This window comes from Erythrobacter sp. JB2-19 (assembly GCF_057365005.1).
In genome coordinates this window covers 715,392-739,496 of record NZ_CP200290.1, presented here as the reverse complement: position 1 = coordinate 739,496, position 24,105 = coordinate 715,392, and the positions used below count along the sequence as shown (strand labels likewise).

Annotated in this window: 22 protein-coding genes and 1 tRNA gene; 10 read left to right on the top strand and 13 right to left on the bottom strand. The window is 57.0% G+C overall.

What is annotated here, in order from left to right:
* The first annotated feature begins 220 nt into the window (after nucleotides 1-220).
* From AC0V6O_RS03755 to AC0V6O_RS03745, 3 genes are all read left to right on the top strand, one after another.
* Nucleotides 221-1,045 carry a DddA-like double-stranded DNA deaminase toxin gene (locus AC0V6O_RS03755; protein WP_486141653.1) on the top strand — a complete coding sequence of 275 codons (825 nt, stop codon included), beginning with the start codon at nucleotides 221-223 and terminating at the stop codon, nucleotides 1,043-1,045.
* The gene (locus AC0V6O_RS03750; protein WP_486141651.1) at nucleotides 1,002-1,532 is read left to right on the top strand and encodes a hypothetical protein; all 531 of its coding nucleotides are present in this window, start codon (nucleotides 1,002-1,004) and stop codon (nucleotides 1,530-1,532) included. Before AC0V6O_RS03755 ends, AC0V6O_RS03750 begins: the two co-directional genes overlap by 44 nt.
* Nucleotides 1,533-1,815: 283 nt before the next feature.
* Nucleotides 1,816-2,379, top strand: coding sequence for a hypothetical protein (locus tag AC0V6O_RS03745; RefSeq protein WP_486141649.1), 564 nt, complete (start codon nucleotides 1,816-1,818; stop codon nucleotides 2,377-2,379).
* A gap of 45 nt (nucleotides 2,380-2,424) precedes the next feature.
* On the opposite strand, the gene mobF is transcribed toward AC0V6O_RS03745, so the two are convergent.
* From mobF to AC0V6O_RS03715, 6 genes are all read right to left on the bottom strand, one after another.
* Entirely contained in the window at nucleotides 2,425-5,442 is a 3,018-nt protein-coding gene (gene mobF, locus AC0V6O_RS03740) for a MobF family relaxase (RefSeq protein WP_486141647.1), read from the bottom strand.
* Complete coding sequence (locus tag AC0V6O_RS03735; RefSeq protein WP_472640764.1) at nucleotides 5,439-6,203, bottom strand: hypothetical protein; 765 nt, start codon at nucleotides 6,201-6,203, stop codon at nucleotides 5,439-5,441. Before AC0V6O_RS03735 ends, mobF begins: the two co-directional genes overlap by 4 nt.
* 624 nt (nucleotides 6,204-6,827) lie before the next feature.
* Entirely contained in the window at nucleotides 6,828-7,121 is a 294-nt protein-coding gene (locus AC0V6O_RS03730; RefSeq protein ID WP_472640875.1) for a helix-turn-helix transcriptional regulator, read from the bottom strand.
* A gap of 76 nt (nucleotides 7,122-7,197) precedes the next feature.
* A complete protein-coding gene (locus AC0V6O_RS03725) occupies nucleotides 7,198-7,764 on the bottom strand; it encodes a hypothetical protein (protein ID WP_486141645.1) in 567 nt (188 codons plus the stop codon).
* Between the two features lie 431 nt (nucleotides 7,765-8,195).
* Nucleotides 8,196-9,317 (bottom strand): tyrosine-type recombinase/integrase, encoded by a 1,122-nt coding sequence (locus tag AC0V6O_RS03720; RefSeq protein WP_486145488.1) that lies wholly within the window; start codon nucleotides 9,315-9,317, stop codon nucleotides 8,196-8,198.
* A gap of 159 nt (nucleotides 9,318-9,476) precedes the next feature.
* Nucleotides 9,477-9,566 (bottom strand) — tRNA-Ser (locus tag AC0V6O_RS03715).
* A gap of 203 nt (nucleotides 9,567-9,769) precedes the next feature.
* On the opposite strand from AC0V6O_RS03715, the gene AC0V6O_RS03710 reads away from it, so the two are divergent.
* Together AC0V6O_RS03710 and AC0V6O_RS03705 are read left to right on the top strand one after the other, a co-directional pair.
* On the top strand, nucleotides 9,770-10,834 hold the full coding sequence (locus AC0V6O_RS03710; protein ID WP_486141643.1) for a peptidylprolyl isomerase: 1,065 nt from the start codon (nucleotides 9,770-9,772) through the stop codon (nucleotides 10,832-10,834).
* Nucleotides 10,831-11,151 carry a DUF1905 domain-containing protein gene (locus AC0V6O_RS03705; RefSeq protein WP_486141641.1) on the top strand — a complete coding sequence of 107 codons (321 nt, stop codon included), beginning with the start codon at nucleotides 10,831-10,833 and terminating at the stop codon, nucleotides 11,149-11,151. The genes AC0V6O_RS03710 and AC0V6O_RS03705 overlap by 4 nt, the downstream gene beginning before the upstream one ends.
* Nucleotides 11,152-11,172: 21 nt before the next feature.
* On the opposite strand, the gene AC0V6O_RS03700 is transcribed toward AC0V6O_RS03705, so the two are convergent.
* The 3 genes from AC0V6O_RS03700 to AC0V6O_RS03690 all read right to left on the bottom strand — a co-directional run bounded on the left by AC0V6O_RS03700 (nucleotide 11,173) and on the right by AC0V6O_RS03690 (nucleotide 15,602).
* Nucleotides 11,173-13,017, bottom strand: a complete 1,845-nt coding sequence (locus AC0V6O_RS03700) for a methyl-accepting chemotaxis protein (protein ID WP_486141639.1) — start codon at nucleotides 13,015-13,017, stop codon at nucleotides 11,173-11,175.
* Nucleotides 13,018-13,152: 135 nt separating this feature from the next.
* On the bottom strand, nucleotides 13,153-13,512 hold the full coding sequence (locus AC0V6O_RS03695; RefSeq protein WP_486141637.1) for a VOC family protein: 360 nt from the start codon (nucleotides 13,510-13,512) through the stop codon (nucleotides 13,153-13,155).
* A complete protein-coding gene (locus tag AC0V6O_RS03690) occupies nucleotides 13,512-15,602 on the bottom strand; it encodes a RelA/SpoT family protein (protein ID WP_472640758.1) in 2,091 nt (696 codons plus the stop codon). Before AC0V6O_RS03690 ends, AC0V6O_RS03695 begins: the two co-directional genes overlap by 1 nt.
* 125 nt (nucleotides 15,603-15,727) lie before the next feature.
* Between AC0V6O_RS03690 and AC0V6O_RS03685 the strand changes: the two genes are divergently transcribed.
* Nucleotides 15,728-17,128 carry a patatin-like phospholipase family protein gene (locus AC0V6O_RS03685; protein WP_486141634.1) on the top strand — a complete coding sequence of 467 codons (1,401 nt, stop codon included), beginning with the start codon at nucleotides 15,728-15,730 and terminating at the stop codon, nucleotides 17,126-17,128.
* A gap of 2 nt (nucleotides 17,129-17,130) precedes the next feature.
* Here the strand turns inward: AC0V6O_RS03685 and AC0V6O_RS03680 are convergent, their stop codons facing one another.
* Together AC0V6O_RS03680 and AC0V6O_RS03675 are read right to left on the bottom strand one after the other, a co-directional pair.
* A complete protein-coding gene (locus tag AC0V6O_RS03680) occupies nucleotides 17,131-17,706 on the bottom strand; it encodes a hypothetical protein (RefSeq protein WP_486141632.1) in 576 nt (191 codons plus the stop codon).
* The gene (locus tag AC0V6O_RS03675) at nucleotides 17,699-18,445 is read right to left on the bottom strand and encodes an SDR family oxidoreductase (protein WP_486141630.1); all 747 of its coding nucleotides are present in this window, start codon (nucleotides 18,443-18,445) and stop codon (nucleotides 17,699-17,701) included. Before AC0V6O_RS03675 ends, AC0V6O_RS03680 begins: the two co-directional genes overlap by 8 nt.
* A gap of 70 nt (nucleotides 18,446-18,515) precedes the next feature.
* On the opposite strand from AC0V6O_RS03675, the gene AC0V6O_RS03670 reads away from it, so the two are divergent.
* Complete coding sequence (locus AC0V6O_RS03670) at nucleotides 18,516-19,094, top strand: Crp/Fnr family transcriptional regulator (RefSeq protein WP_486141628.1); 579 nt, start codon at nucleotides 18,516-18,518, stop codon at nucleotides 19,092-19,094.
* Here the strand turns inward: AC0V6O_RS03670 and hemF are convergent, their stop codons facing one another.
* A complete protein-coding gene (gene hemF / locus AC0V6O_RS03665; protein WP_486141626.1) occupies nucleotides 19,095-19,952 on the bottom strand; it encodes an oxygen-dependent coproporphyrinogen oxidase in 858 nt (285 codons plus the stop codon).
* Between the two features lie 151 nt (nucleotides 19,953-20,103).
* Between hemF and pdeM the strand changes: the two genes are divergently transcribed.
* From pdeM to AC0V6O_RS03650, 3 genes are all read left to right on the top strand, one after another.
* Nucleotides 20,104-20,838 (top strand): ligase-associated DNA damage response endonuclease PdeM, encoded by a 735-nt coding sequence (gene pdeM, locus AC0V6O_RS03660; protein WP_486145486.1) that lies wholly within the window; start codon nucleotides 20,104-20,106, stop codon nucleotides 20,836-20,838.
* A 98-nt stretch (nucleotides 20,839-20,936) separates the two neighbouring features.
* Nucleotides 20,937-21,455: a translation initiation factor IF-3 gene (gene infC / locus AC0V6O_RS03655; RefSeq protein ID WP_472640750.1), complete on the top strand. Its 519-nt coding sequence runs from the start codon at nucleotides 20,937-20,939 to the stop codon at nucleotides 21,453-21,455.
* Nucleotides 21,456-21,650: 195 nt separating this feature from the next.
* Entirely contained in the window at nucleotides 21,651-23,180 is a 1,530-nt protein-coding gene (locus AC0V6O_RS03650) for an SLC13 family permease (RefSeq protein WP_486141623.1), read from the top strand.
* A gap of 304 nt (nucleotides 23,181-23,484) precedes the next feature.
* On the opposite strand, the gene AC0V6O_RS03645 is transcribed toward AC0V6O_RS03650, so the two are convergent.
* On the bottom strand, nucleotides 23,485-24,105 hold the full coding sequence (locus AC0V6O_RS03645) for a glutathione S-transferase family protein (protein WP_486141621.1): 621 nt from the start codon (nucleotides 24,103-24,105) through the stop codon (nucleotides 23,485-23,487).

Sequence of the window (24,105 nt, the reverse complement as noted above, 5' to 3'; positions counted from 1 at the left end):
CGCACCAAGCGAAGACTGTTAAGCCGTTTTCGACGAAACGGTTGCCGCTCTTAAAGAGAGCGTAGATGAACGCTTTGCTGCAGTCAGTGCGAATATCGAGGAAGGCGTTGCTGAGCTTCGCGCCGAGGGTGCATCGCAGGCAGATATCGATGCCTTTGTAAGAGAGAAAACACGCGAGGCTGAGGTCAACCGCCTGCTTGACGAAGCCATTCTCGGCTCGGTGCAATTCTTCGGCGATTTGGGCGCTGATCCGGCTGAAGTCGGCGCGGCGACGGCAGAGGCTCTGATCCGTGGGTTTGATGAAGGTGTTCTTCGCAACGAAACTCCGGTGCGCGAATATCTGGAACGCGCCGGGCAAAGCTACGAGGATTATCTCAACGCCAGCCCCGAAGAACAGGGTCGGATCGAAGCACAGGCGCTGGCAGCGGGCGCTATACTCGGTATCGAAACAATCGGCTCGAAAGGACTGGGGCGCTTAGCCCCTGATGCGCCGAATGCGGGCCGCGTGGGTGATAATGATGTTAACGCGCCCGAAACTGATCCCAGCAATCCGCCCAGTGGTAGCGCCGATGCGCCTGATACGGATGGAGCTGATACTGAAACGCCTGCTAACTCAGGCAACCAAAACGGTGGGTCATCAAGCCAGTCAAACTATGAGCCAACACATGCATTAGAAGATGGTGCACCAGTCGATCCCCGCCTTCCGCAACGAAGCACCGGTGATCCAACCCATGGTATAATTGATACACCTTATGGGCCGATATATCTCAAATCTGGCGTTGAAGGCCCTGGAAAGGTGGATCACGATCCCAATCAAATACCTGTCAACCAGTCTGCCACCCATGTCGAGGGACATGCTGCTCGAATTATGATCGATAATGGGCTAACGAAAATGACTGTCACAATTAACAATCCGTTGGGGCCATGCAATGTTTGCAGAAAACAAATCGCTGAAAGGCTTCCCAAAGGCTCTGTGCTGACTGTCAAATATAGGGGAAAAGATGGAACTGTTAGAGAGGTTGAGATCAGAGGTCGGCGAGAGTGATAGACTGCCATTTCAGGAAAAACGGTATATCATTCGTTTTTCAGGAGGTGCCCTTCTTGAAAACTCATACATCGTTCAAGACGACATCGCATTCTGGAGTTTGATCGCAATTTCATATGCGGCGGAGCGTCGCCTATTTTTTGAAGTGAGTGAATTCGATTGTGATCCACTTTTTCAAGTTTATGGCGACGAAAATGGGTTCTGCTTGTTCAAAGATACATATGATGGAGGCATTCAATTATATGGCGATCTCGGTACACAAGCACAGGCCAAGGAACTTTTGGCTTTCTCAGAGTTGTCTTGGGGCTTGACCTACTTTTTACCGAAATCAACTTTCGTTGAATTTAAAGAGATCATCCAGATCGGCAATTCGGTGATTAGTGATGGAATGATAAAACACTTCACAACCTTCAAACAAGACTACACAAGCCTCGGGATTTCGCCTGAACAAGTGCCGGAACTGCCAATTCGTTGGCAAGGTTCATGACCTTGTTGGCGAAGCTTTGTCTTTTAGCCCCCTTTTCGGTCGGCGCCCCCTCGGCGAGACTGGCGCATCATCGGCGCTAAGTGCCTCTGAAGTTCCAGGGACAGTATACTTAACTCCTGCGAACTCCGGTAGCGCTACACCCAATCCGTCTCGTAAGCACTTTGTAGGAAATAATGTTGCGTTCTGCCTTTGTGGGCGTTGGCGCTATCTATCCGCGCAAACCCGCACAAATGCGGGTCTTGCGGCGAGTGATGGCAAAAGCTGAGGTTTCACTTATGTAACCTTGAGTAGGGTCGAGCCGATCTCTACCGATCTGGTAGGCGGGGTCATTGCCTCCAGCGCTGATCCGGCTGATAATCAGCTGACCACGGGCACTCTGACCGCCAGCGATATTGAGAACAGCGAGAGCTATGATGCCTCGTCATTGAACCTGTCTGGCTCTCTCGCTGGCCTTGGCGGCGGCGATAACAGCCGTGGCTCTGCTGGCCGGAATGACAATCAAGAAGCCGATGCGAGCCGTTCTGGCGGCAGCACGGGCGGGATTGCTCTGGGTAATGGCGGCACTCTATCTGCGGGCGCACCATCGGTGCTGAACGCCTCTGGCGATCAGTCTGGCACTACGCTCAGCGCGATTGCGACAGGCGGGATTACGATCACCGGCGGCGATGATGACAGCGTCTCGCTGGCCCAGACGATCAGCCGGGATACACAGGGCGCAAATGACGGCGCATTGGTGCAGGAGTTTGACGCTGCACGGCGCGAGGAGATAGCGCAAGGCTTTGCCGTAACGCGCGAGCTGATCGAGCAGACCAGCACCTTCTTTGCCAATCATGCCCAAGAGGAATAGGAAGCGATTTAACGTGACCACCTCTTTGCAACGCGGCGCTCAAACTTATCGCCCGCGGTCGAAATCGCGCTCGCGCTCCAGCTGGCGTTTTGGCTCAGCCTTGTCCCGCGTAGGCTCGCCGCTGCGCTCAAGAGGGCCTTCAAGCGTGATGTCGCGTTCGCGTTTATGCAGAACAGACATCGCGTGCTCGGGGCCGAGCTTTTCATAGAGCTTCTTAAGGTCTTCCTTGAAGCCAGGATAGTGCTCGGGGAACCTGGCTCCGCCGCCTGCAATCGCCATCGCGCTGGTTTTGTCGCCGGCGTTGCGGCTGACATCGCGTTCGATATTGCGGGCATTGTCGACGATCAGGGTGGCTTCGCCGGTGAACCGGGTTGCGGCAACCAGGAAGCCCCGCGCGCTGTTGAGCATCTTTTCATTCTCACTCAGCACCATGATTCCGTCCTTCGCGGTCATGCCCTGGGCGATGTGAGCGTTGACAGCATAGGCAAGATCGAGCCGCTCAAGCATCGGATCGCCATGTTTGAGGCCGATCACTTCGCCGTCTTTGTTCAACACGCTGATGCCGTTCTTGTTGACGCCTTCCACCTTCGCCACATCGCTATTGGCGAGCCCGCGCTTATTATCATTGGTAGTCCAACGAATTGGATCGCCAGCATGCAGCGCGATCTGCTTCTCGGCGAAGACGGAAACAGCATCGTATTTGAGATTGTGCGGTAACCTATCCGGCGTGAAGCTCTGCATCCGGCCATCTTGCATCTGCAGCTTCACCGTTTTGCTGTCATGTTCGATGACGCGGCCGCGCTCGCCACGTTCAATCCCTTGGACACGCAGATTACTGTTGAAGGTGACAATGTGGCCCTCGCGATAGGCGCGCATCTGGCGCGCGCCTTCCTTCGTGACCGCCACGCGGTCAAGTACGGTCTGGTGATAAGCCCGCTCGCCAAGCTCGCCTTTTTCGGCGCGCTGTTCCTGTACTGCCTGGTTGAGCGCGCTTCGCATGGCGCGGCTCATGGTGAGAAGCAGTGTTTGCGCACGTTCTGCCGGCGACTTGCCGACCCAGAATGCGGCTGCGGTCTCGACGCCTTCACGGCGCTCCAATTCGAGTGTGTGGTCTTTCAATGCGGCAAATGCTCCAGGCAAATCTCCGCGATTCAGTGCTTCAGCCAGGCCTTTCATTTGGGGCGAGGCGGCACGCAGGTTTTCGGTGACGGCGGATGTCGGCGTGCCATGTTCCTGGGCCTGCTCGAACGGCTTGCCCGCTGCTATCGCCTGCAGCTGCTTGGTATCGCCGATCATCACGAGACGCTCTGCGCCTGCGAGATTGGCGAGGCGGGCTAGCTTCTCGAACTGTTCGGTACCCACCAGCGAAGTCTCGTCGACCATGATCCATGCGCTGCGTAGTTCTTGTTTGGAAGTTTCAGCCAGCTCTGGAGTAGCAGTGCCGTCGAGCACCGCACGATGCCGCGCGAGGAAGGCAGCAACAGACTTGCCTTCAACGCCCAGCTTCTCGCCGAACTCGCGGGCAGTCCGCGTGGCAATGGCCAGCGCATGCACCTGCCTGCCTTTTTCGTGGAGCAGCGAGGCGACCGGAATTAGCGCCGCCGATTTGCCCGTTCCAGCACCGCCTTGCACGAGGTGAACGCGGTCGTTTGTCGAAAGCATATCTACTGCGGCGCGCAACTGGCCGCTGTTGAGTGGCCGCATACCACGATCCATGGCCGCCTGCTGGGTCCGCAAGGCCGCCACCGGTCGGTCGGCAAACGCCCTTACCGTGCCGCGCCCTTCCTCAACCTCGCGCGCGGCACCCCGCTCCAGCGCCAACATGCTGGCAGGCGTCACCATTCGCTCATTGCCGAGAAGCAGTCCCTTTTCGTGCAAATGCGCGATGCGCTCTTCGACAAGGTCCGCATTGATCGGTCCCCGCCTCTCGAGCGCAGTGCGTACGAGATCGAGCCGGTCGAAGCCGGCTTCATTCTCGCTCAGATCGCGTACAGCGGAAGCAACCGCCTGCGCGGCGGCAAAAGCTTGCGGGGCCAGCGCGCCCTTTCGTTCTGGAATCAATTCATCGCCCGAGCGCGGTGTCAGTCCCATCGCTGCCGCAATTGCCAGGCCCTTGTTGTGAATACCGCGGACGCCACCAATCAGCCGCGACCAGATTGTCTCCCCACGTGCTGATCTTTCTACCGCCGCCGCAATGATCGGCTGCAGATTCAGCCCAACCTTTGTCGCTTTCGCCTCCCACACTTTTTCGCGTTCTTTGCGGTCCATGTCGGACTCTTTTTCACGCCGGGTTGCCAGAGCTGCAATCTCCCGTTCACGAGGACTTGAGCGATCATCATTCTCAAGCGCACTAAGGATCTGCGCGCGGCGGTCAGAGAACGCCTCAATCTGCTGACGCGAGATGCCCTTAATTTCAAACTCGCCCAAAACCGGATTCTTGGCTGCCACAGTTTCGTAACCGAGCTTTTCGAGTCCTCCGCGCAGATAGGCATTGTGGACCGCCCCAAGCGTGCGCTGGTGCTGATAAATCTGATCGTTCTTCAGCGCATGCCATTTCCCATCGCTGGCAAGAGTCGCGTTGTTGAGAACCGCGTGCACATGAAGTTGCGGGTCGAGTTCACGACTGACATCATGCAAGAAACTCGCAACGAGCAGATTGCCGGTATTCTCGGTGACCTGCCGACCATCCTGCCAGACTTTTGCTTGCGCAAGGTTCTTCTCTGCCCAAGCGATCGTTTGCGACACTGAAGCGCGGAACGCCTGAACTACCCGCTCATCTTTGCCCAATAGCGCGATCAAGCTGACCGATTTGGGAGCGCTAAAGGTCGAGTCGAGGCCTCGACGTCTGTCGCCGCGCGCTGCACCCAGTTCGCTGCCGTCGGGCAGTCTGCCCTCCAGAATGCGCTCAAACTCAGCGGTATCGACCTTTCCATCTAGCCCGAGCATATGCGCGCTAGTGCCTTCCCAACGGCTCAGATCGGTGCCAGCCTCAACCGAGAAGTAGTTATCACGCGAATAATACTCTGCCGCGCCCGAGGAAGCGACTTTACCCAGAGACATCATGGCGCAGGTTCCTCAGGCAGTGCAACCAATACCGGGCACGCATCAAAGTTGTTCTTCGCCTTCCAGAGTTCGCACATGCCTCTATCAGCTGAGCCATACATCGCGCGCGACATGGGTGTGGCGATCAAGCTGTCAGGAGTTAGCCGCGCCAGCGTCGTGATGACCATGGCGGCAGCGAACAGACCAATGACAGCGACAGCGCACCATTGCCAAGCGGGCAGCCTCCAATTGGGCGCAATCTCATACCGGTTCACGCTGCGTGGTTCTTTCGCGGCGGCCTCAATGACGTCGAGTTTTGCTTCAATTCCTGTGAGCCATTCAGGTGAACGCACAGCAGCCAGAATGTCCTTGCGCAGCTGTTCGACCTCTTCGAGATGCTCGGAAAGCATCTCGGCAAAAGGCGTGGCGCCATTGGTAAAGCGCGTGCTGAGCTCATCGCCAAGACGTTTCGCAGCATTGCGATTGGCTTCCTCAGTCGCATTGAAAGCCTTAAGCATCTTGTGCTCGCGCCGCTCGGCCGCACGCAGGATCCGATCGAGATCAATGCTGATCTGCTCTACCTTTGTCGCCAGCGTTAGAGCCATATCAGGATTGATCGGCAGTTCGGGCGGTTCGAACATCGCACGCCCCTGCTCATTCGCTCGAACTGTCTCTTCCGCAATCGCGCGCAAGAACTCTGGCCGAGGCATTCCTCGGTCCTCGGCGACCGCGTCGATATGGGCGAGAAGCGCATCGTCATAAGCAACATTTACCTGGGCCATGCCGTTCCTCCCAAAAGTGAGGGCCTAGGAACGAAACCGCAGTTTTCTGCCGTTCTACGGCGGGAATAGGCAGGTGCTCTACGATACGCTTGCAACTCAGCAAGCTTTTGGCGACAACCTACAATTCTACGTCGAGCATAGAACCGCAGATTTCTGCGGATTTCAGCAGCCTGGGAACAGGCTACACCGTAGCGTGGTGCGTGCCCTCCTACTTCCCCCATCCCGAAACCATCGGACAACCGCGATGTCTGCCTCGAAAACCTATCTGGATTTCCAGTTAGGCGGAGCCGGCCGATAGGCCGAACCAAAGGCCGTGTCAGAGTTCCCTGGCTGTAGTCCTTCGGAGGCGTCATTGTATGCCTCCTGGCGTTGGAAGAGGCATTGAGCCCAACAGCAGATCATCAATGCCGTAGCGCATCCTCTCTGCAATATTCGATGCATGGTCTGGACGTAGTGCGATTGTAGAGCCAGCCATCCGCAGACTGCCGCCGCAGCAGTGGCGGCTTCCATCAGCGAGAACGTCGAAATAGACATACAACTCGGAGAAATTGCCTCTGACACTGAAGCAATAGCACGGCAATGATGGACTTAACGCGACCGCCATTTGTCCGAAGCTAAAGTTGCTCACAACAGCCTCCCTTGCTCGGGAGACGGTTGATCCTTGGTCTTTACTGACCGTCGTGCGCGTGAAGAGCTTTTTGCTATAGCTTTTGACGAGTCCAGAGTTTCATCTGCCCGATCAAAAGTAGGTAATTGCTCGATCCACTGATCGATGTCAGACCGGCGCCAGCGTAGTTGGCCATGGCCAATTTGGCATGGCTTAGGGAATGCGTCAGTGCGGCGCTTTCGATACAGGGTTGTGCGGCTTAACCGCGTTATTGCGACCACATCAACGGTCTTTAGTAACCCATCATTCATTTGATCAGTCATCGAATCATCCTCCTATAAAGTGAGGACTCAACGATTGTGGATAACTAGGCTTTGCGCATTTCAATCATTTTTCACGCCGTTTCATTCGCGGTCCAGGTAAGCTTTTTAGGGGCAGCTTGTGCACAACTGTTTCAAACGGTGGGTAGCTGCCTGATTGCAGTTTTGTAATCACGCTCATGCTAGCAATCTTCAAGTTTAACTCGCTGAGTTTGGCACAGACCGCTGCCGTCTTCACCACCCGAACCTCGGGATGACGGAGACCTTCGATCAGTTCGAGACTCCTGATGAAACCCTCACTGTCAATTCCCGCGACTCTCGCCTGCTCTCGCAACCACTTCAAACGGTCCGAGAACACCTCTTCATCGGGCTCGTTGATCAATGTGATGGAGCTAAACATGGAGACTGCTTTTGCATCACTGGCTTTGACAAATAGTTCCCCTATGGGCCGGGCAGTTGAGCGTACAAGTTCACGCTGGTCTGGTTCAGAGCAGATAATCAAATTGCGCCCGAAGTCTGCTTGAAAGGCACGAAGCTCGTTTGCGGAGAGTTTGCGCATCGTCCCATCAGGTTTGCGTTCAAACACTTCGAATTCATGCGCTGCTAGCCTTTCCCTAAATTCTTCGAGGGCCATCAATTGCCGCTGCTTGGCTGGATTAGACTGTGCATCCAACAGATCTTCACGGCTTGCCTCCAGCCTTGTTTGGTTGCGACGAAATGCACTACGAAGGTGTGGCCAAAGAGCAAATCCAGCTATCGCGCTTCCAAGAATAGGTAGTGTTCGTGCCGCAACTTGCGAGTTTCTCGACTTTAGACCAGCTAGAATTGCACTGGCGCCCGCCAGCCCTAGGCTAATACCTCGCGTACTAACGCGTGGTGGATCTAGTGTTAGCTTCGGTGTGGTCATCAAATCAAAAGAACTCTGACCAAAAAAATACGGGGCTTTGGTTCGGTTTGCTGTCTATCAACGAGAGATAGCTGCCGAATATCGGTATGACCTCTATGTTATCGCTCCGCTCTGTATCAACTGCCATCACGCCCCCAAACTCGACCTTGCCAGGTCATTTATCCGCCGCAATACTCCGCCCAAGCATCCATAAGCCTGCGGCGCTTATCCAAGAGGTTTCCGCGACGGTATGCAGCCTCCACTTTGTTCGAAATGGCGTGGGCCAAGGCCATCTCGGCTATGTCACCATCGAAATCAGTTTCTTCAGCCACCCAGTCGCGAAAGCTGCTTCTGAACCCGTGCGGTACAGCGGCAATTTCAGCGTCCCGGCAAATCTTTGTGAGAGTCATGTCCGACATCGGCTTGTTGCGGCGGGTGCCAGGGAAGACTAGATCATTGCCAGTCTCGCGATGTTGGACAGCTTTCTGAAAGGTCGCAACGGCAGCGTCAGACAAGGGGATCACATGCTCGCGCTCTGCTTTCATGCGTTCCGCAGGGATGGTCCATACCCTCTGCTTCAAATCCACCTCAGACCACCGCGCACCGCGGATCTCTCCAGATCGAGTGGCTGTCAGGATCAAAGCTTCAAACGCAAAGCGGCCAACACTCTCACGTTTTCTCAATTTCGCGAGAAAGCCAGGGACTTCCGTAAAAGGGAGCGCTCTATGATGCTTTGTTTTCTTTTTGATACGTGGGAGCGACTTGTTGATCGCAGGCATTGGCAAAGGATGTTCACGATATCCTTGGGCGATGGCCCAATCGATCACTGAAACGATGCGTTGGCGAACCCGGCAAGCGGTTTCGTTCTTATCAAGCCAAATCGCAACCAGCACATCACGCACTTCTGGCCCTTCGATCTCGCTCACCGAGATATCGCCAATCGTTGGAAATGCGTAGGTCTCGAGTGATGTCAGCCACTGAGCACGATGCTTCTTGTTTCGCCAGCTCTTCTGGTTTTCGGCGAAGACCTTCGCTGCCGCCTCTCGAAAAGTCGGAATTCCCTCAGCCTTCTTGCGCTCGGTCACAGGATCTAGACCTACTTCAACTTGCGAGCGAACCTCCACCGCTCTTTGTCGAGCTTGAGCCAAAGAAACTTTCTTTGCGCTGCCCAATCCTATATCTCTACGGCGACCATTTTTCTGGACCCGGCAAATCCATGACCGGCTCCCCTTGGCGGTCACACTGAGAAAAAGTCCGTCGCCATCATGATAGCGCCCTTTTTCCAGAGAGCTGCGCAGCATAGTGGCGGAAAGATTTCCCATCACTTCTTACCCACATCCTTACCCACACATCGATGAAACAGAACGGAAGTGATCGAAACAGATAGCAACGCTCCTGTCAAGCATCCCTATGATTTTAAGTAATTTTGATGCACCCGGAAACAGAGCGAAACACGTTGGTGGCGGAGACGGTGGGATTCGAACCCACGAAAGAGTTGCCCCTTTACACACTTTCCAGGCGTGCGCCTTCGACCACTCGGCCACGTCTCCTCATGCTCTATCCGAGCAGGATGCACCTAACGATGCGAAATTTGCTTCGCAACCGTGCTCAAACAACAAAGTGTTAGCACAAACAAAGAAGCGTGCGCATAGGGCGCATGCGCGCCCGTCTACGCCCGCCTCAATTAGGCAGGCTCGCGCCTCTAGCTGCCCTCTGCTTGCCGCGCAAGCGGCGAAGTGGCACGGTGGCGTTTATGAAGTCACAAATCCTATTCTGCGCGAGCCTTCTTACCGCCGCCATATCGATACCCACGAGCGCTGCGCTCGCCCAAGAAGCACCGGAGGGCGCACCCTCCCCGAACGAGATCGTTGATGCCGCGTCGCAGGCTGAATGGGTGACAATTGCCCCAGAGGATTTGCTGGTGATGACGCTCGCCCCGGATGCGCAAGGGGCCTCGCGCGAAGTGGTGATCCAGCTGATGCCTGCGCCATTCTCCCAGGGGTGGGTCGGCAATATCCGCAAGCTCGCCCGCGCAAAGTGGTATGACGATATCACCGTCAACCGCGTGCAGGACAATTACGTCGTGCAATGGGGCGATCCCAATTACGACAATCCCGAAGGCGAAGGCGAGACAAAACCGCTGCCCGAGGAGCTGAGCGTGATGGATGAGGGTGAGTATGTTGTCACAAAACCCAACAACGTAATGCGAAAATTGCATGAAAGCTGGGTCAGTAGATTCAATTCGGAATATCCTGACCGCCTCCCTTTGGTGGGATACGAAGCGGGCGACCTGAGAATAGCCGACGTCCCAATTGGGGTTTACGCCGCGTTCAATCACGGCTTTCCATACTCGTTCAAGTTGATCACGAGCCTCTTCGATGGGTCTTTCGCGCCCGCCCATTGCTACGGCATGGTCGGCGTGGGCCGCGGGTACTCGCCGGACACTGGCTCAGGCGCGGAGCTTTACACTGTGATCGGCCATGCGCCGCGCCACCTTGATCGCAATATCGCGCTGGTGGGCCGGATCATTTCCGGCATGGAGCACCTCTCCTCGTTGCCACGCGGCAGCGGCGCTCTGGGCTTCTACACCGCAGAGGAAGCCGATAAGCGCACACCGATCCTATCGGTTCGCGTCGCATCCGATCTGCCGCAAGAGGAGCGTCCTCAATTCGAATATCTCTCCACGGAAGGTGAGACCTTCGCCCAATATGCCGAGGCGCGCGCGAATCGACGCGATCCGTTCTTTATCGTCCCCGCTGGCGGCGCGGACATCTGCAACATCCCGGTACCAGTGCGGCCAATCTCTGCTGGCGAATGAGCGAGGCGCAGATCACGCAAACAGGCCCGTTGTGGCTGTGGACTGCCTCCAACGGGGTCAGCTGGCACTTTATCACGATTAATGGCGAGGCGGGGGAGACCATCGCCGCCAATGAGGCAATGCGGCGTCTCGAGCTAGGGCGAAAACGCGGGTTCCGTTCGCAAAAGGTGGAGGCCAAGATCGGCGAAACGATCTGGACGACCTCGTGCTTTCCCAGCGATGATGGCACCTGGTTGCTGCCTGTGAAGGCGCCTGTACGGAAGGCTGAGGGGCTGGCGGAAGGCAGCCAAGTTCAGGTCACTCTGGCGCTAATCTGAGCGCCGAGGGGTCCAGCGCGCTTAGCCCACCACCTTAAGCTCTGTATCCTGAGAATTCAGATCGCTCGCGCTGCGGCGCACGTCCCCGAGGAAACTCGTGGCTTTTTCGCGCAGTGCATCGGCGTGAATGTCAAGCTCGCTGGCGGATGCCAAAACCTGGGCAGAGGCGGATCCGGTCGCCAGCGACGCCTCACGCAAATTACCCAGCTGCGCATCCACTTGCGAAGTGCCATTGGCAACGGTGTCGATATTGCGCGCCAGATCTTCGCCAGAAATTGACTGCTGATCGACGGCGGTCGCAATCACGACCGAGGCGCGTTCAAGCTCGTTGATCTGCGTAACCATAGAATTGAGATCTGCCACGCTCGACTGGGTGGAGCTTTGCATCGCGCCGATCTTCTCAGTCACGCTGTTGGTCGCATTACTGGTCTGGGTCGCCAGCTCTTTCACTTCGGAGGCGACAACGGCAAACCCGCGTCCCGCCTCGCCGCCGCGTGCAGCCTCAATAGAAGCGTTAAGCGCGAGCAGATTGGTGCGTTGAGCAATGGTCTGGATCATCTCGACGATGCTGCCAATCTCATCGGCCGCACTCGACAGATTTGTCATCTTAAGGTTGGCTGCGGTCACCAACTCGCTGGCCTCGCGCGCCAAAGTGGCAGAAGCGCCGGCTTGCTTGCTGATCTCTGCAATCGACAGTGCAAACTCATCCGTTGCGGCCGCCGCCGCCGTCACATTGCGGGTGGTTTCCTGCATAGAGGTGGAGGCCTCTTGCGATTGCTCAGCTGAGCTCTCCGCAAGCCTCACCATGCTTTCCGAGGTTTCTTTGAGCTGCGCAGAGGCTGCGCCAACGGCATCAATCACCTCTCCGATGGAAACTTCAAAACCTCCAGCAAGCCTTTCTAACAGCTCACCTTTATCGGTGCGCAGACGGTTCGATTCCTGTGCGAGCGTTTGCTGCTGAGCAAGCTCGCGTTCTGCGGCACTGGCGCGTTCAGCGGTTAGTTGGCTTAGCTCCAGAGCATCCTGGCGGAACACCGCAAGCGCGCGGGCCATAGCGCCAATTTCATCTTCACGCTGGGCGTGGGGAATCTCGGTCTGGTCATCACCGCTCGCAATACGCTCCATCGCATCGGTAATGCTGCGCACCATGCGCACCACATTGCGAATGATAACGCGGCCGCCAAAGAAGGAACCAATTACGGTGACGGCCAATAGGGCCATAAAGGCAAGGATTGTCTTACCGACAATGTTCAGCAGATCGCCAGCCTTTCCGCTGACAAACACGTGAAGGTCATCAACATAGACACGCATCTCGCTGTAGAGTGTGCCCACCTCTTGTTCGACTTCACGGGTTGCGGACGTATCAGCGCCAGCACCGGCCGCAATCGCGTCAAGGCGTGCATCCGCATTCTCAATCCGCTCACGGTAATCCTCAAGCGATAGGCGAATGTCAGTTGGCATCATTTCGCCGCCATAGTTGAGCGCTGTTGCAATATCCTCAGCAGCGTCTTCGAGCTTATCAGAGGCGCGCTCATACCCTGCCTGTTCGCCGCGCTCGGTCACATCGCGCAATGACACATAGGCATCGCCCAGCGCCAGCGCAGCATGGCCACTGCGTACCTCTGCAGAGGCAAGCACAGTTTGCCGTTCGCCTTGATTGCCAATGTAGGCAAATCCGCTCAGGATAATGAAGGCAACGATCAGCACCATGGCCGCGTTGCTGAAAATCGCGATCCGCAGATTTCCGACCAGGGAAAAACGATCGAGCCAGCGCGTGCGGCGATCTTCACCTGCGCTCAGATCCGCGTCATCTGCGGTCAGTTCCTCGCCGGTGGCGGGCACGAAATCATGCGCTGAAAAGCTCAATGTATTTTCCTCATGCCGCCGCTTGCGGGCGTTTGTGGTTTCTTACATGAGGGGTAATACGAGGGCGGGTTTAAGGAGTGGTAAACGCCAATTTAACCATCAAAGCCCGCGAGAAGCCAACAATTGAGGCGCTGATCAACCGCGCTGCATCAGCTCAATCCGATTGCCGAAAGGGTCGCTGGTGAAAAAGCGTGAGTAGCCTTCAACCGGCTTGTCATCGCGCGTATCCATGCCCGCTTCCATCAGTTTTTCCCGAAGGCCCGCAAGATCGTCAACCAGCATAGCGGGATGAGCTTTTCGCGCTGGAGAGAAATCCGGATCGACTCCGATATGCAGGCTCACTCCGCCCGCCTCAAACCAACATCCACTGCTTGATAGGTTAGCTGGCTTTGGCACCTCGCGCATGCCCAGCAAGCCGACGAAAAATGCACGCGCTTGATCCTCTCCACCAGCCGGAATGGCCAGTTGAACGTGATCAATACCGACTATTCCCACTAAATTCGCTCTGCCTGTGCCACTGCGTCACTCGCGCGCAGCGCGCTCAATATTCGCGTAAGGTGGGCGAGATCCTGCACCTCTGAATCGATCTCATAGGTGGTGAAAGGATGGTCAAGCTGGACCTGATTTAGGCTGGTCACATTCGTCTTGTTCTGCGCGAAGATCCCAGCCATTTCCGCCAGAGTGCCGGGCCGGTCATACAGCGTCACTCTCAGGCGGCCAACGGCGCCAACCGAACGCTTGCCCCAGGACAGATCGAGCCAATCGGCATCGATCCCGCTGGCAAGCTCCAGGCAATCAATCGCATGCACTTCCACCCGCTCGTCTTTGCGGCGTAAGCCGACGATCCGGTCGCCCGGCACCGGATGACAGCAGGTTGCCAGCGTATAACCAACCTCTGGCGTCAACCCGCGGATCGAGATCACCCGCTCGCGCTTGGACCATTCTGCGTCATCTTCGAAATCGGCGGTCGATCCGGGGACCAACGCCTCCATCACTTCGCGGTCGGTGATTTTGGCCGCACCAATCGCGAACATCAGATCTTCCGGCTCCTCCATTTGGAGGCGTTTCACCGCTTCGCGTATGGCTTTCTTGCCAATCCTGGCGGGCACTTTTGCGGCAATTTCATCGAACAATTTGCTGCCAATGGCCGCCACCTCTGCGCGTTCTTTGAGGCGCACAGAGCGGCGGATCGACGCACGCGCCTTGCCCGTCACCACAAAGCCAAGCCAGGATAGCTGTGGTTCCGCATTCTTGCCTTTGATAATCTCCACCACATCACCATTATTCAACGTGGTGCGCAGCGGCATGTGCCGACCATTAATCTTCGCGCCGACCGTTTGCGCGCCCAGATCGGTGTGCACTGCAAAGGCAAAGTCGACCGAGCTTGCACCCTTGGGCAATTGGAACAAAGCGCCCTTGGGCGTGAAGGCGAAAATCCGATCCTGATAGATCGCCATGCGGGTATGCTCGAGCAACTCCTCCGCATCATGGCTGGCATCGACAATCTCGATCAGATCGCGCAGCCAAGCCACTTGGCCATCGGCGCTGTCGCTCTGTTTGTAGGCCCAATGCGACGCCAAACCGAATTCATTGCGGCTGTGCATCTCACGGGTGCGGATTTGCACCTCCACCCGCATTGAATTTTCATACATCAACGAGGTGTGGAGCGAACGATAGCCGTTCGACTTTGGCGTTGAGATGTAATCCTTGAAACGGCCGGGCAGAAATTGCCACGTGGTGTGCAGCACGCCCATCGCGGCGTAACAATCCGTCTCGCTCTCGCAGATCACACGAAATGCCATAATATCAGTGACCTGCTCGAAACTGACATGGCGCTCCGCCATCTTTTTCCAGATCGAATAGGGATGCTTTTCGCGCCCCATCACCTCGACCTGAAGGCCTGCCTCGGCCAGCACCTGCTTCACTTTCAACGCGATTGCATCAACCTGTCCGCCATCCTGGCTGCGCAATTGCTCCAGCCGGTTGGTGATGGTCGTAAAGGCCTCTGGCTCCAATTGCTCAAACGCCAGCGCCTGCATCTCGCGCATATACTCATACATGCCAATCCGCTCGGCCAGCGGCGCATAAATATCCATCGTCTCGCGTGCGATCCGCTGGCGCTTCTCAGGTTTTTTGATGAAGTGCAGCGTGCGCATATTGTGCAGCCGGTCCGCCAGCTTGACCAGCAGAACTCGGATGTCCTCGCTCATCGCGAGCAGGAATTTGCGCAGGTTCTCCGCCGCCCGTTCGTTTTCTGGCATGGCCTCGATCTTGGACAGCTTGGTCACGCCATCGACCAGCCGCGCAACGTCGGTGCCAAAGTTTTTCTCAATATCCTCAATCGTGGCGAGCGTGTCTTCAACCGTGTCATGCAACAACGCGGTGATGATCGTTTCCTGATCCAGCTGAAGATCGGTCATCAAACCGGCAACCTCGACCGGATGAGAGAAATAGGGATCGCCGCTTGCGCGCTTTTGCGTGCCGTGTTTCTGAACGGTGTAGACATAGGCACGGTTGAGCGCTGCCTCATCCGCCTCTGGGTCATATTCTTTGACCCGTTCCACCAGTTCATATTGCCTCAGCATACCGGTTTCTATGATGCGGCGAAAACGCCCAATATTGCAAAACAATTCCGCAACCGAGCAAGTAAATATCAAACTCTTAGCGTCATAAGGCCCTGGCACAGTGACGAGATTGAGGGAATTGACGTATGAGCATCGCAGTAAAACTGAGCGCCACGGCGCTGGTATTGGGCGCGGCCGCCGCCGCTGGCTGTCAAAAGGCGCCGATCACACCAGCCAATCAGATGTGCGATTTCAAGACGATCCGTATGAGTGTAGGCGTGCCAGTATCACGCCCGGCTGACCTTGCCGAACGCACGCCATCCCCGCTGGCCGGAGAGATTGAGGCCAGCCTGCGCGCTCATGACCGCCTGCGACAAGGCGAAACGGCCAGCCTGCTCGCACTGTCAGGCGGCAGCGAGCATGGCGCATTTGGCGCAGGCATTCTGGCCGGATGGGGCGGCACAGGCGATCTGCCAGACTTTCAAGTCGTCACCGGGATCAGCACCGGCTCAATCCTGGCCACCTTTGCCTTTGTGAACGATGCAGAGGGCGCGGTTGAAGGCTACACGATCAATTCCGAAAGCGAACTTATCACTGTCTATGCCAAGCCGGACCATGGCAATCCAGGCCCGGCAAATTTCGCCAGCCTGGTTGAGCATGGGTCGTTCGCCAATTTGGAGCCGCTGCGCGCCCGGCTTAAAAGCTTCATAGACGGCGATGTACTGGCCAAGGTAGCCACCCGCTACGCCGCTGGCGCGCGTCTCTATGTCGGCGCGACCGATGCCGACACCGGCGATGCCGTGGCGTTTGATCTGGGCGATATGGCCACCCGCTATGTCAATGCAGAGGAAGCGGACCAATCGGCGATCCAGGATTGCTATGTCAGCGCAATCATCGCCAGCTCATCCTCGCCAATCGCCGCCCCGCCCGCCTTTATCGACAACACCATGTATATCGATGGCGGCACCCGTTTCGGACTCTTTTCAGACAGCGTGTTGGAGGCGTTCTTCCGCCGCCAGAATGGGCTAACCGATGCCTATGAACTGGAGGAAGAGATAGCAGCCGAGCAAGAGGATGACGTCCCGACACCAGTCCAATCGCTCGCCCCGGTTGTCTATGCGGTGATCGACGGAACGCTCGATCTCTCTAAGCGCCACTGCCCGAAAAAGGACAAGAGCCTGTGCACCAAAGACAAACCAATGGGCGGCAAGGACGGCGCGCATAAGGATTGGAACATCCTCGATCTCGCGCTCACTTCGGAGCATATTCTGGTCAACGAGGTCTACCGCTTCTCCGCCCTAGCGGTGGAGGCTAACGCGTGCGAAGAAGCCGGCTGCTTCAACTTCCTGCGGATCGAGAAGGACGTGAACGACTTCGTCTATGGCATGCCGGCGGGCGATGGGTTTGAAGAGTTCCTGACCTGCCCAGAATGGCAAGAGGTCGACATCGAAATCGACGATCCGATCGAATTTCACAAGCGCTATATGCGCTGCCTCATTTCCTATGGGGAGGAAAAGGTGAGTGTGGCTGGTTGGGGCAAAAGCTAGCGCTAGCCACGCGCACCAATTGCGGCTCCGATCCTATCACGGATACTACCAATCAGTGGGACCCGCGCAGCCAATGGCAGACCATATGCCCCGATCAAAGCCAGCGCAGTGCACGGAACCAATCTGGCGGTGAACACCACCGCAAGCAGCGCAAAGGGGCCAAAGCCGAGCAGCGCGCAAGCGACAACGGTTAGGCGCGGTGTCCATGGCAGCATGGCCATACCAGCCAGAAACCACAGGCCATATCGCCTGAATTGATCGGTCGCCTGCGCTAGTGGACCATTTGTTTCATCGGCAGCAAGAAACAGACTGTGGTCCATTCCCAAACTTTGCAGCGCCAAGGCGACGGCCCCCGCACCCAGCGCTGTACCAGCAGCGAAAACAAGGGTGAATATCCACCAGCGCGCCGGGGCCAGCATCGACAATCCAGCCAACAGCAATTGGTTGGGCATGATCGGGATAAGGAAATCCGCCGCAGGAAAAACCGAAACGGCTGGCGGCAGCCACGGTTTATGTGCTCGCGCCGCTGCCCAGGCACCCAATCTCAAAGCGAGCGGTTTGCGCGTCCCCTCACCCACGGCTCAAAATCCGATAGCCGAGCGACGGTGACAGCCGCATGATCGCACGCAAAAGACGGGTCTTGCCGACATCGATCACCGGCTTATCGCGCTCCATCCCAGTAATGATTTGGGCGGCACATTCACTGGCAGTCAATTTTCCGCGCCCTCGCCCCTCCGTCATGGCGGTGTCAACCAGCGGCGGCAGCGCCTCAAATATCTTCAGGTTTTTTGCGCGAGCTGCCGCCTGATAACGCAGCGCACGCGAAAACGAGCCCAGCCCTGCCTTCGTCGCGCAATAGACTGGTGCAGATTGCTTCGGCGCTAATGCAAGGCCGGATGTAACATTGCAGATCGCCGCTTCCTTGTGGCGAAGCAACATTGGCATGACATGCAGGCCAAGCAGAATGGGACTGGCAAAATTGAGCTCAATCTCTTGCGCGATAACGCCTGCATGCTCGCCAGCATCGGGCGCGACGCAATCGTTCATCACCTGCATGCCCGCATTGTTGATGAGCACCGAGCATTCCGGGTGCTCAGCGATCAAAATCTGCGCCAGATTGGCCGCACCGCCAGACTGCGACAAATCGCATTCGATGAAGCTTATCAACGTCTCGCCAATCTTGTCTGGCAAGTCACCACGAGAGCGCCCGGCACATATGATTGCCGCCGCCCCCCGCTCGGCCAACTGGTCGCTCATTGCCCGGCCAATTCCCCGGCTCGCACCCGTGATGCAAATGGTTCGATTTTGAAAATTCATCAGTTCTTCCTCTTTCCAAGTTGCGTAACCTTTGGCAGGCTTTGTGTGCAAACCGATTGATCGAGGTTTATTGGAACAGAAAAATCCTGGAACGCGCCTTGCCGCATTGCTTGAAACCCGCGCGATCGAGGCGGATGAATGGCGATTGCGCGAATATTCCCTCGGATCTGACGTTTTCGCACCGCAATCGGAAATGCCCCCGATCTGCGTTCTCAAAGGCGGACTGATAAAGCTGTATTATTTGGTGGCCGAGGGCGACCAATGGACCAAAAGCTACATCATCGATGCGGGCGTGTTTGGCCCCACCTCAGCAAGTGCGCAGTTCACGCAATTTGGTGCGAGCGCCCTGGAGAATTGCACGATTGGGCACATTTCACTCGTCTGGTTGAGCCAGCAATTGCAGCGGGATGAGCAGCTGGCAGGTGCCCTGGGCGAATTTCAAAACTGGCTGTTTGAGCGCAAACGCAAACGCGAAGAGGACCTCCTCTGCCTATCCGCAGAAGACCGGTATTTGAATTTCTTGAACAGTGAGCCGGAACTGGCCCACCGCTTGGAACAGCGTGAAATTGCATCGTTCCTGCGCGTGACGCCGGTAGCCCTTAGCCGGATCAGAAAGCGGCTAAAGCAGGATCGCAAGATCCCAGCTTGATCAGCTCCAAGTGGCTCTGGGCGGCAGGCTCATCAGGATCGCATCGATATTCCCGCCGGTCTTCAGGCCAAACAATGTCCCGCGATCATAGACGAGGTTAAACTCGGCATAGAGCCCGCGATATTCGAGCTGACGGGCGACGTCCTCGTCGCTAAATTCGCTGTTCATGCGGGCGCGCACCAGCTTGGGATAGATGTCAAGGAAGGCTTTGCCGACGTCCTGAGTGAAGGCGAAATTACGGTCAAACGCCGCCTTGTCCTCGCATTCCAGATGATCGTAGAAAATCCCGCCAACGCCGCGGTGTTTATCGCGGTGCGGAATGTAGAAATAGTCATCCGCCCATTTCTTGTACTTCTCATAATAGGTCGGATTGTGGGCCATGCATGCGGCGCGCAGGCTGGCGTGGAATGCCTCGGTGTCTTCCTCATTGGGGATTGGCGGGTTGAGATCCGCCCCGCCGCCAAACCAGGCCTTACCCGTGGTGAGGAAGCGTGTGTTCATATGCACGGCGGGCACGCGCGGATTGGTCATATGCGCCACCAGCGAAATGCCGGTCGCAGAAAATCCGGGGTTCTCCGCGCTCGCGCCGTTCACCTGGCCCGCAAACTCCTTGCTGAAGCTGCCGCGCACGGTGGAGACATTGACGCCAACCTTCTCAAACACTGTACCCTTCATCAGGCCTTGCGTGCCGCCGCCGGGGTCAGAATTGCCTTCCTCTTCCCGTTCCCACGGTGTGTAGGCAAAGCTTGCATCGGATCCGGCTTCACGCTCGATCGCTTCAAACTCAGCGCAAATCTGGTCGCGCAGGCTTTCAAACCACATGCGTGCTTGCTCTGTGTTGGATTGCCTCTCGCTCATAAATCTCGCTCTCTTGCCGCTCTGTCACCTACACCGCGTCAACTGCGCGATGACAACGCCGCTGTCCACCCGCTTTGACGTAAATCAAATAGGCACAGCGAATGCAATCATCGCGGTTGCATTATCGCGCTAGGCCCGCCAGATGAAACGCATGGTTCACCTTTCGTTCGCACCATCTGATTTTGCCGCAATGCAATTTGCCGGTGAGGAAATGGTGCTGCTGAAGAACAATGCGCTGTATTGGCCGCGCGAGCGCGCCTTGCTGGTCGCGGACCTGCACCTGGAAAAGGGCAGCTTCTATGCGCAGCACGGGCAGATGCTGCCGCCTTATGACAGCCGCGAGACGCTTGAACGGCTGGCAGATAGCGTGAAGGCGACCGGCGCGCGGCGAGTGATCACTCTGGGTGATAATTTCCACGATGATGATGGCACACACCGGCTGGATGATTACGCCGCTGGCATGCTGGAATCGCTGATCCGCGCGCTCGATTGGGTGTGGATCACCGGCAATCACGACGAGAATTTGCCCAAGGAATTCATCAACGCGTTTGGCGCGCAATTGACCGAGGAGCTGGAGGTCCGCGGGATTGTTCTGAGGCATGAGGCGAAGGCAGGCGAGACGCAGCCGGAGCTGTCCGGACATTATCACCCCAAGATGCGCCTAAGGGTGCGCGGCCGCCATATCGTCCGCCCCTGCGGCGTGGTGAGCCGCGGAGAAGCGAGCGCGGACCGAATGATCCTGCCCGCCTTTGGCGCTTACACCGGCGGTATGGACGCGAGCGATCCGGTGATTTTGGATGCGCTGAAACCCGCAAGCCAGATCGACGCTGTGCTGCCTGCAAAGGGGAAATTGGCACACTTCCCATTATATCGCGCTGCGGCGTAAGACTCATCTGGCATTCGCCTGTATTTGCTCTTACATAGCGCGCTGCACACTTTGGCTATTACAGGAGAACACACATAGCCCGTCCACCTCGGCGTTCGATGGCCCCGCCAATCAAAAGCGGCCCTCGCTACGATAATTTCATTCAAGTTCCCAAGGTCCGCGTGATCGACGAAAACGGCGAGAATCTCGGCGTTATGATCACGGCTGAAGCCACCGAGCAGGCCAATGAAGTTGGTCTCAACTTGGTTGAGGTTTCGCCCAATGCAGACCCGCCCGTGTGCAAATTCCTGGATGTCGGTAAGTATCGGTATGAGGCTCAGAAAAAGGCCAATGCTGCGCGTAAGACTCAGAAAACACAGGATATTAAAGAAGTCAAAATGCGCCCCAACATCGACACGCATGATTATGACGTGAAGATGCGCAATGTGAACAAGTTCATCGAGAACGGCGACAAGGTGAAGGTCACTTTGCGTTTTCGCGGGCGTGAAATGGCGCACCAACATCTGGGCATGGACTTGCTCAAAAAGGTGCAGGCTGACGTCGAAGAAATTGCCAAGGTCGAAGCATTCCCGCGCCTAGAAGGCCGGCAAATGCTGATGGTGCTCGCCCCGAAATAGGCACGAACACTCGATACAGACACGCAAAGGCGGGCCCTCGAAAGAGCGCTCGCCTTTTGTTTCTCCAGCTTACCTTCCCCCCGGCACACCGCATTTCTCTGATCCCGCTTGCACTTGCAGGCTTTGCGCGCGAGTAATGCGAGATCGCCGTGAGCATTCCAGCGCGCGGCCGCAGTACGGGGACCGATAGCCAGTATGAGCGCGCGCATGATTGGCCTGATCCTTGGCCCGCTGGTCTTTGCCATCACCGCGATCACCGCCCCGCCCGCCGGCATGCCGGGCGAAGCGTGGCTGGTCGCGGGCCTGGTGGTGTGGATGGCCGCCTGGTGGATGACCGAGGCGGTGCCGCTGACGGTGACGGCGCTGCTGCCGTTTGTGATTCTGCCCTTTGGCGGGGTGTCGACCGCACGCGAGACGGCCAGCACGTACTATTCGCCGATCCTGTTCCTGATCTTGGGCGGCGCGTTTCTGGCGCTGGCGATTGAACGCACCGGGCTGCACAAGCGCCTGAGTCTGGCGATCCTGCGCGTGGTCGGCAAAGGCGGTGGACAGACGCAGCTGCTGCTGGCGTTTATGATCTCCGCCGCGCTGCTCTCAATGCTGATTTCCAACACCTCGACCAGCTTGATTATGATGCCCATGGCGCTGGCGGTTCTTTCTGGAGGCGCGGTTGCCCGCGCCGCCGCGCCTCCCGCTCCCTCCGCCCTTCCACCCGGAACAGTTTCGGATACGATCCGGGTGGAAGGGCGGAGGGAGCGGGAGGTCCAGCCCCAGGTTTCGGCGGATACCGAAACCGCACTCGACAAAGAAGGCCTCTCCGGCGCCCTGCCGATGGGTATTGCCTTTGCCGCTAGCATTGGCGGGCTTGGCACGATCGTCGGATCGCCCACCAACGCGATTGCCGTCGGCCTGCTCGACACGATGATCGGGGTGGAAATCACCTTTGCCCAGTGGACCCTGTTTGGCCTGCCCATTGTGATCGTCGGCGTACCGCTCGCCGCGCTGATCATTGCCAAGTTTCAAAAAGTGTCACAGCACCCGTTTGATGTCGCCGCCGCGCGCGATGCGATCGAGACGGGCACTGCCTGGACCATACCGGAAAAACGGCTGATCCCGGTCGCCGTCCTCACCTTCCTTGCGTGGATGACATTACCGCTGGTCAAACCGTATTTGCCGGAAGGGTCATGGACCAATGGCACGATTGCGATCCTGGCCAGCTTTGCGCTGTTCCTGCTGCCCGATGGCACGGGGCGCGCGCTGCTGAATTGGAAAGAGGCCGACCGCGCGCCATGGGGCGTGATCATGATGTTTGGCGGCGGATTGGCGCTGGCTGGCGGGATGCAGGCCTCTGGCCTAGCAACATGGCTGGGCGAGGCGTTGTTGCCGCTGGAAAACCTGCCGCTGATTGTGGTGGCCCTATGCGTGGTGGCGATGATCGTGGTGATCACCGAATTTGCCAGCAATGTTGCGACTGCAACCGGCATCATCCCGGTGATCGCGGCGCTGGTGGTGGCTCTGGGCGCGGACCCGCTGCTGCTCGCGATGCCCGCCGCGCTGGCGGCCAGCTGGGGCTTTATGCTGCCCGCCGGAACCGGGCCAAACGCGATTGCGTGGTCAACCGGACGGATCAAGATCGAGCGAATGGTGGGCGCAGGCCTGGTGCTCGATATCGCCGGGATATTCCTGATCGTCGGGATGGTGTGGGGAATTGCTTTCTTGTTCTAACGCTTTCGTAGCCACCCGCAACTACGCGACCTTCGGGTCGGATAAGCAAGGAAATCACACACCTGATGGCGTGCAAAATAATCGAAGTGACGGTGCTCGTTATGGGCGCTTAGACCGAAACACGGACGCTAGAACTTGTTGCCTGCTTTCCCAAAAGCGGATGGAATTCGCATTGCTCCGATACGTCACAAACTGGGGGTGTAAGCGGACGGCCTCAAAAGCAGGCTTGGGCTCGCCCATCTACAAGTCTTGCCTTGGTCAGAGGCGAGTTGCAGTCAGTCCGACAACGCCACAAGAAATAATCCTATTTGACCGAAACGGCCTTTCTCCAAGCTGGGCGATCCTGCAAACGCTCAAAGTAAGATTGCACGCGATCTGGCAGGGGCAGTCCACAAAGCGCGTTTGCCAGAAACAGGCTGTATCCAAGGGAAATATCAGCGGCCGTGAACCGGTCTGAGGCGATGAATGACCTTGCGCTAAGATGGTCATTGAGCATCTCAAAAGCCTTCTCAGCTTGATACTTCACATAAGCTTCAAAGCCTTCGGAAACTGCATATTTTTCAATGCCCATCATCTGACCGAGATAGACAGCGAGATAGTGCGATAGGCCGCTTTCGGCCATGTGGAGCCAAGTCAAATAGTGCCCAAAATCCCCCTCTTCGGGCGTTACGCTAAGGGGAGATGGACCGTGCTTAGCCAGAATGTATTCGAGAATAACGGTCGATTCCAAAACAAGGTGATCGCCATCATAGAAGGCGGGCACCTTGCCCATGGGATTGATCTCTCGGTAAGCATCGGACGCAAAATACTCTGCGTCATAGCCAATCGTCTTCAGCTCGAACTCGAGTCCCATCTCTTCGAGTAACCAAAGAGGCCGGAGCGAGCGCGATTTCGGCGTGTGAAACAAGATCAAGGGGCCGGGCAT

Coding starts and splice junctions, on each gene's coding strand:
- AC0V6O_RS03750 (WP_486141651.1), top strand. CDS start 1,002: ATGGAACTGTTAGAGAGGTTGAGATCAGAGGTCGGCGAGAGTGATAGA.
- mobF (WP_486141647.1), bottom strand. CDS start 5,442: ATGATGTCTCTGGGTAAAGTCGCTTCCTCGGGCGCGGCAGAGTATTAT.
- AC0V6O_RS03735 (WP_472640764.1), bottom strand. CDS start 6,203: ATGGCCCAGGTAAATGTTGCTTATGACGATGCGCTTCTCGCCCATATC.
- AC0V6O_RS03730 (WP_472640875.1), bottom strand. CDS start 7,121: ATGAATGATGGGTTACTAAAGACCGTTGATGTGGTCGCAATAACGCGG.
- AC0V6O_RS03725 (WP_486141645.1), bottom strand. CDS start 7,764: ATGGCCCTCGAAGAATTTAGGGAAAGGCTAGCAGCGCATGAATTCGAA.
- AC0V6O_RS03720 (WP_486145488.1), bottom strand. CDS start 9,317: ATGCTGCGCAGCTCTCTGGAAAAAGGGCGCTATCATGATGGCGACGGA.
- AC0V6O_RS03710 (WP_486141643.1), top strand. CDS start 9,770: ATGAAGTCACAAATCCTATTCTGCGCGAGCCTTCTTACCGCCGCCATA.
- AC0V6O_RS03705 (WP_486141641.1), top strand. CDS start 10,831: ATGAGCGAGGCGCAGATCACGCAAACAGGCCCGTTGTGGCTGTGGACT.
- AC0V6O_RS03690 (WP_472640758.1), bottom strand. CDS start 15,602: ATGCTGAGGCAATATGAACTGGTGGAACGGGTCAAAGAATATGACCCA.
- AC0V6O_RS03685 (WP_486141634.1), top strand. CDS start 15,728: ATGAGCATCGCAGTAAAACTGAGCGCCACGGCGCTGGTATTGGGCGCG.
- AC0V6O_RS03675 (WP_486141630.1), bottom strand. CDS start 18,445: ATGAATTTTCAAAATCGAACCATTTGCATCACGGGTGCGAGCCGGGGA.
- hemF (WP_486141626.1), bottom strand. CDS start 19,952: ATGAGCGAGAGGCAATCCAACACAGAGCAAGCACGCATGTGGTTTGAA.
- pdeM (WP_486145486.1), top strand. CDS start 20,104: ATGGTTCACCTTTCGTTCGCACCATCTGATTTTGCCGCAATGCAATTT.
- infC (WP_472640750.1), top strand. CDS start 20,937: ATGGCCCCGCCAATCAAAAGCGGCCCTCGCTACGATAATTTCATTCAA.
- AC0V6O_RS03650 (WP_486141623.1), top strand. CDS start 21,651: ATGAGCGCGCGCATGATTGGCCTGATCCTTGGCCCGCTGGTCTTTGCC.
- AC0V6O_RS03645 (WP_486141621.1), bottom strand. CDS start 24,105: ATGCCCGGCCCCTTGATCTTGTTTCACACGCCGAAATCGCGCTCGCTC.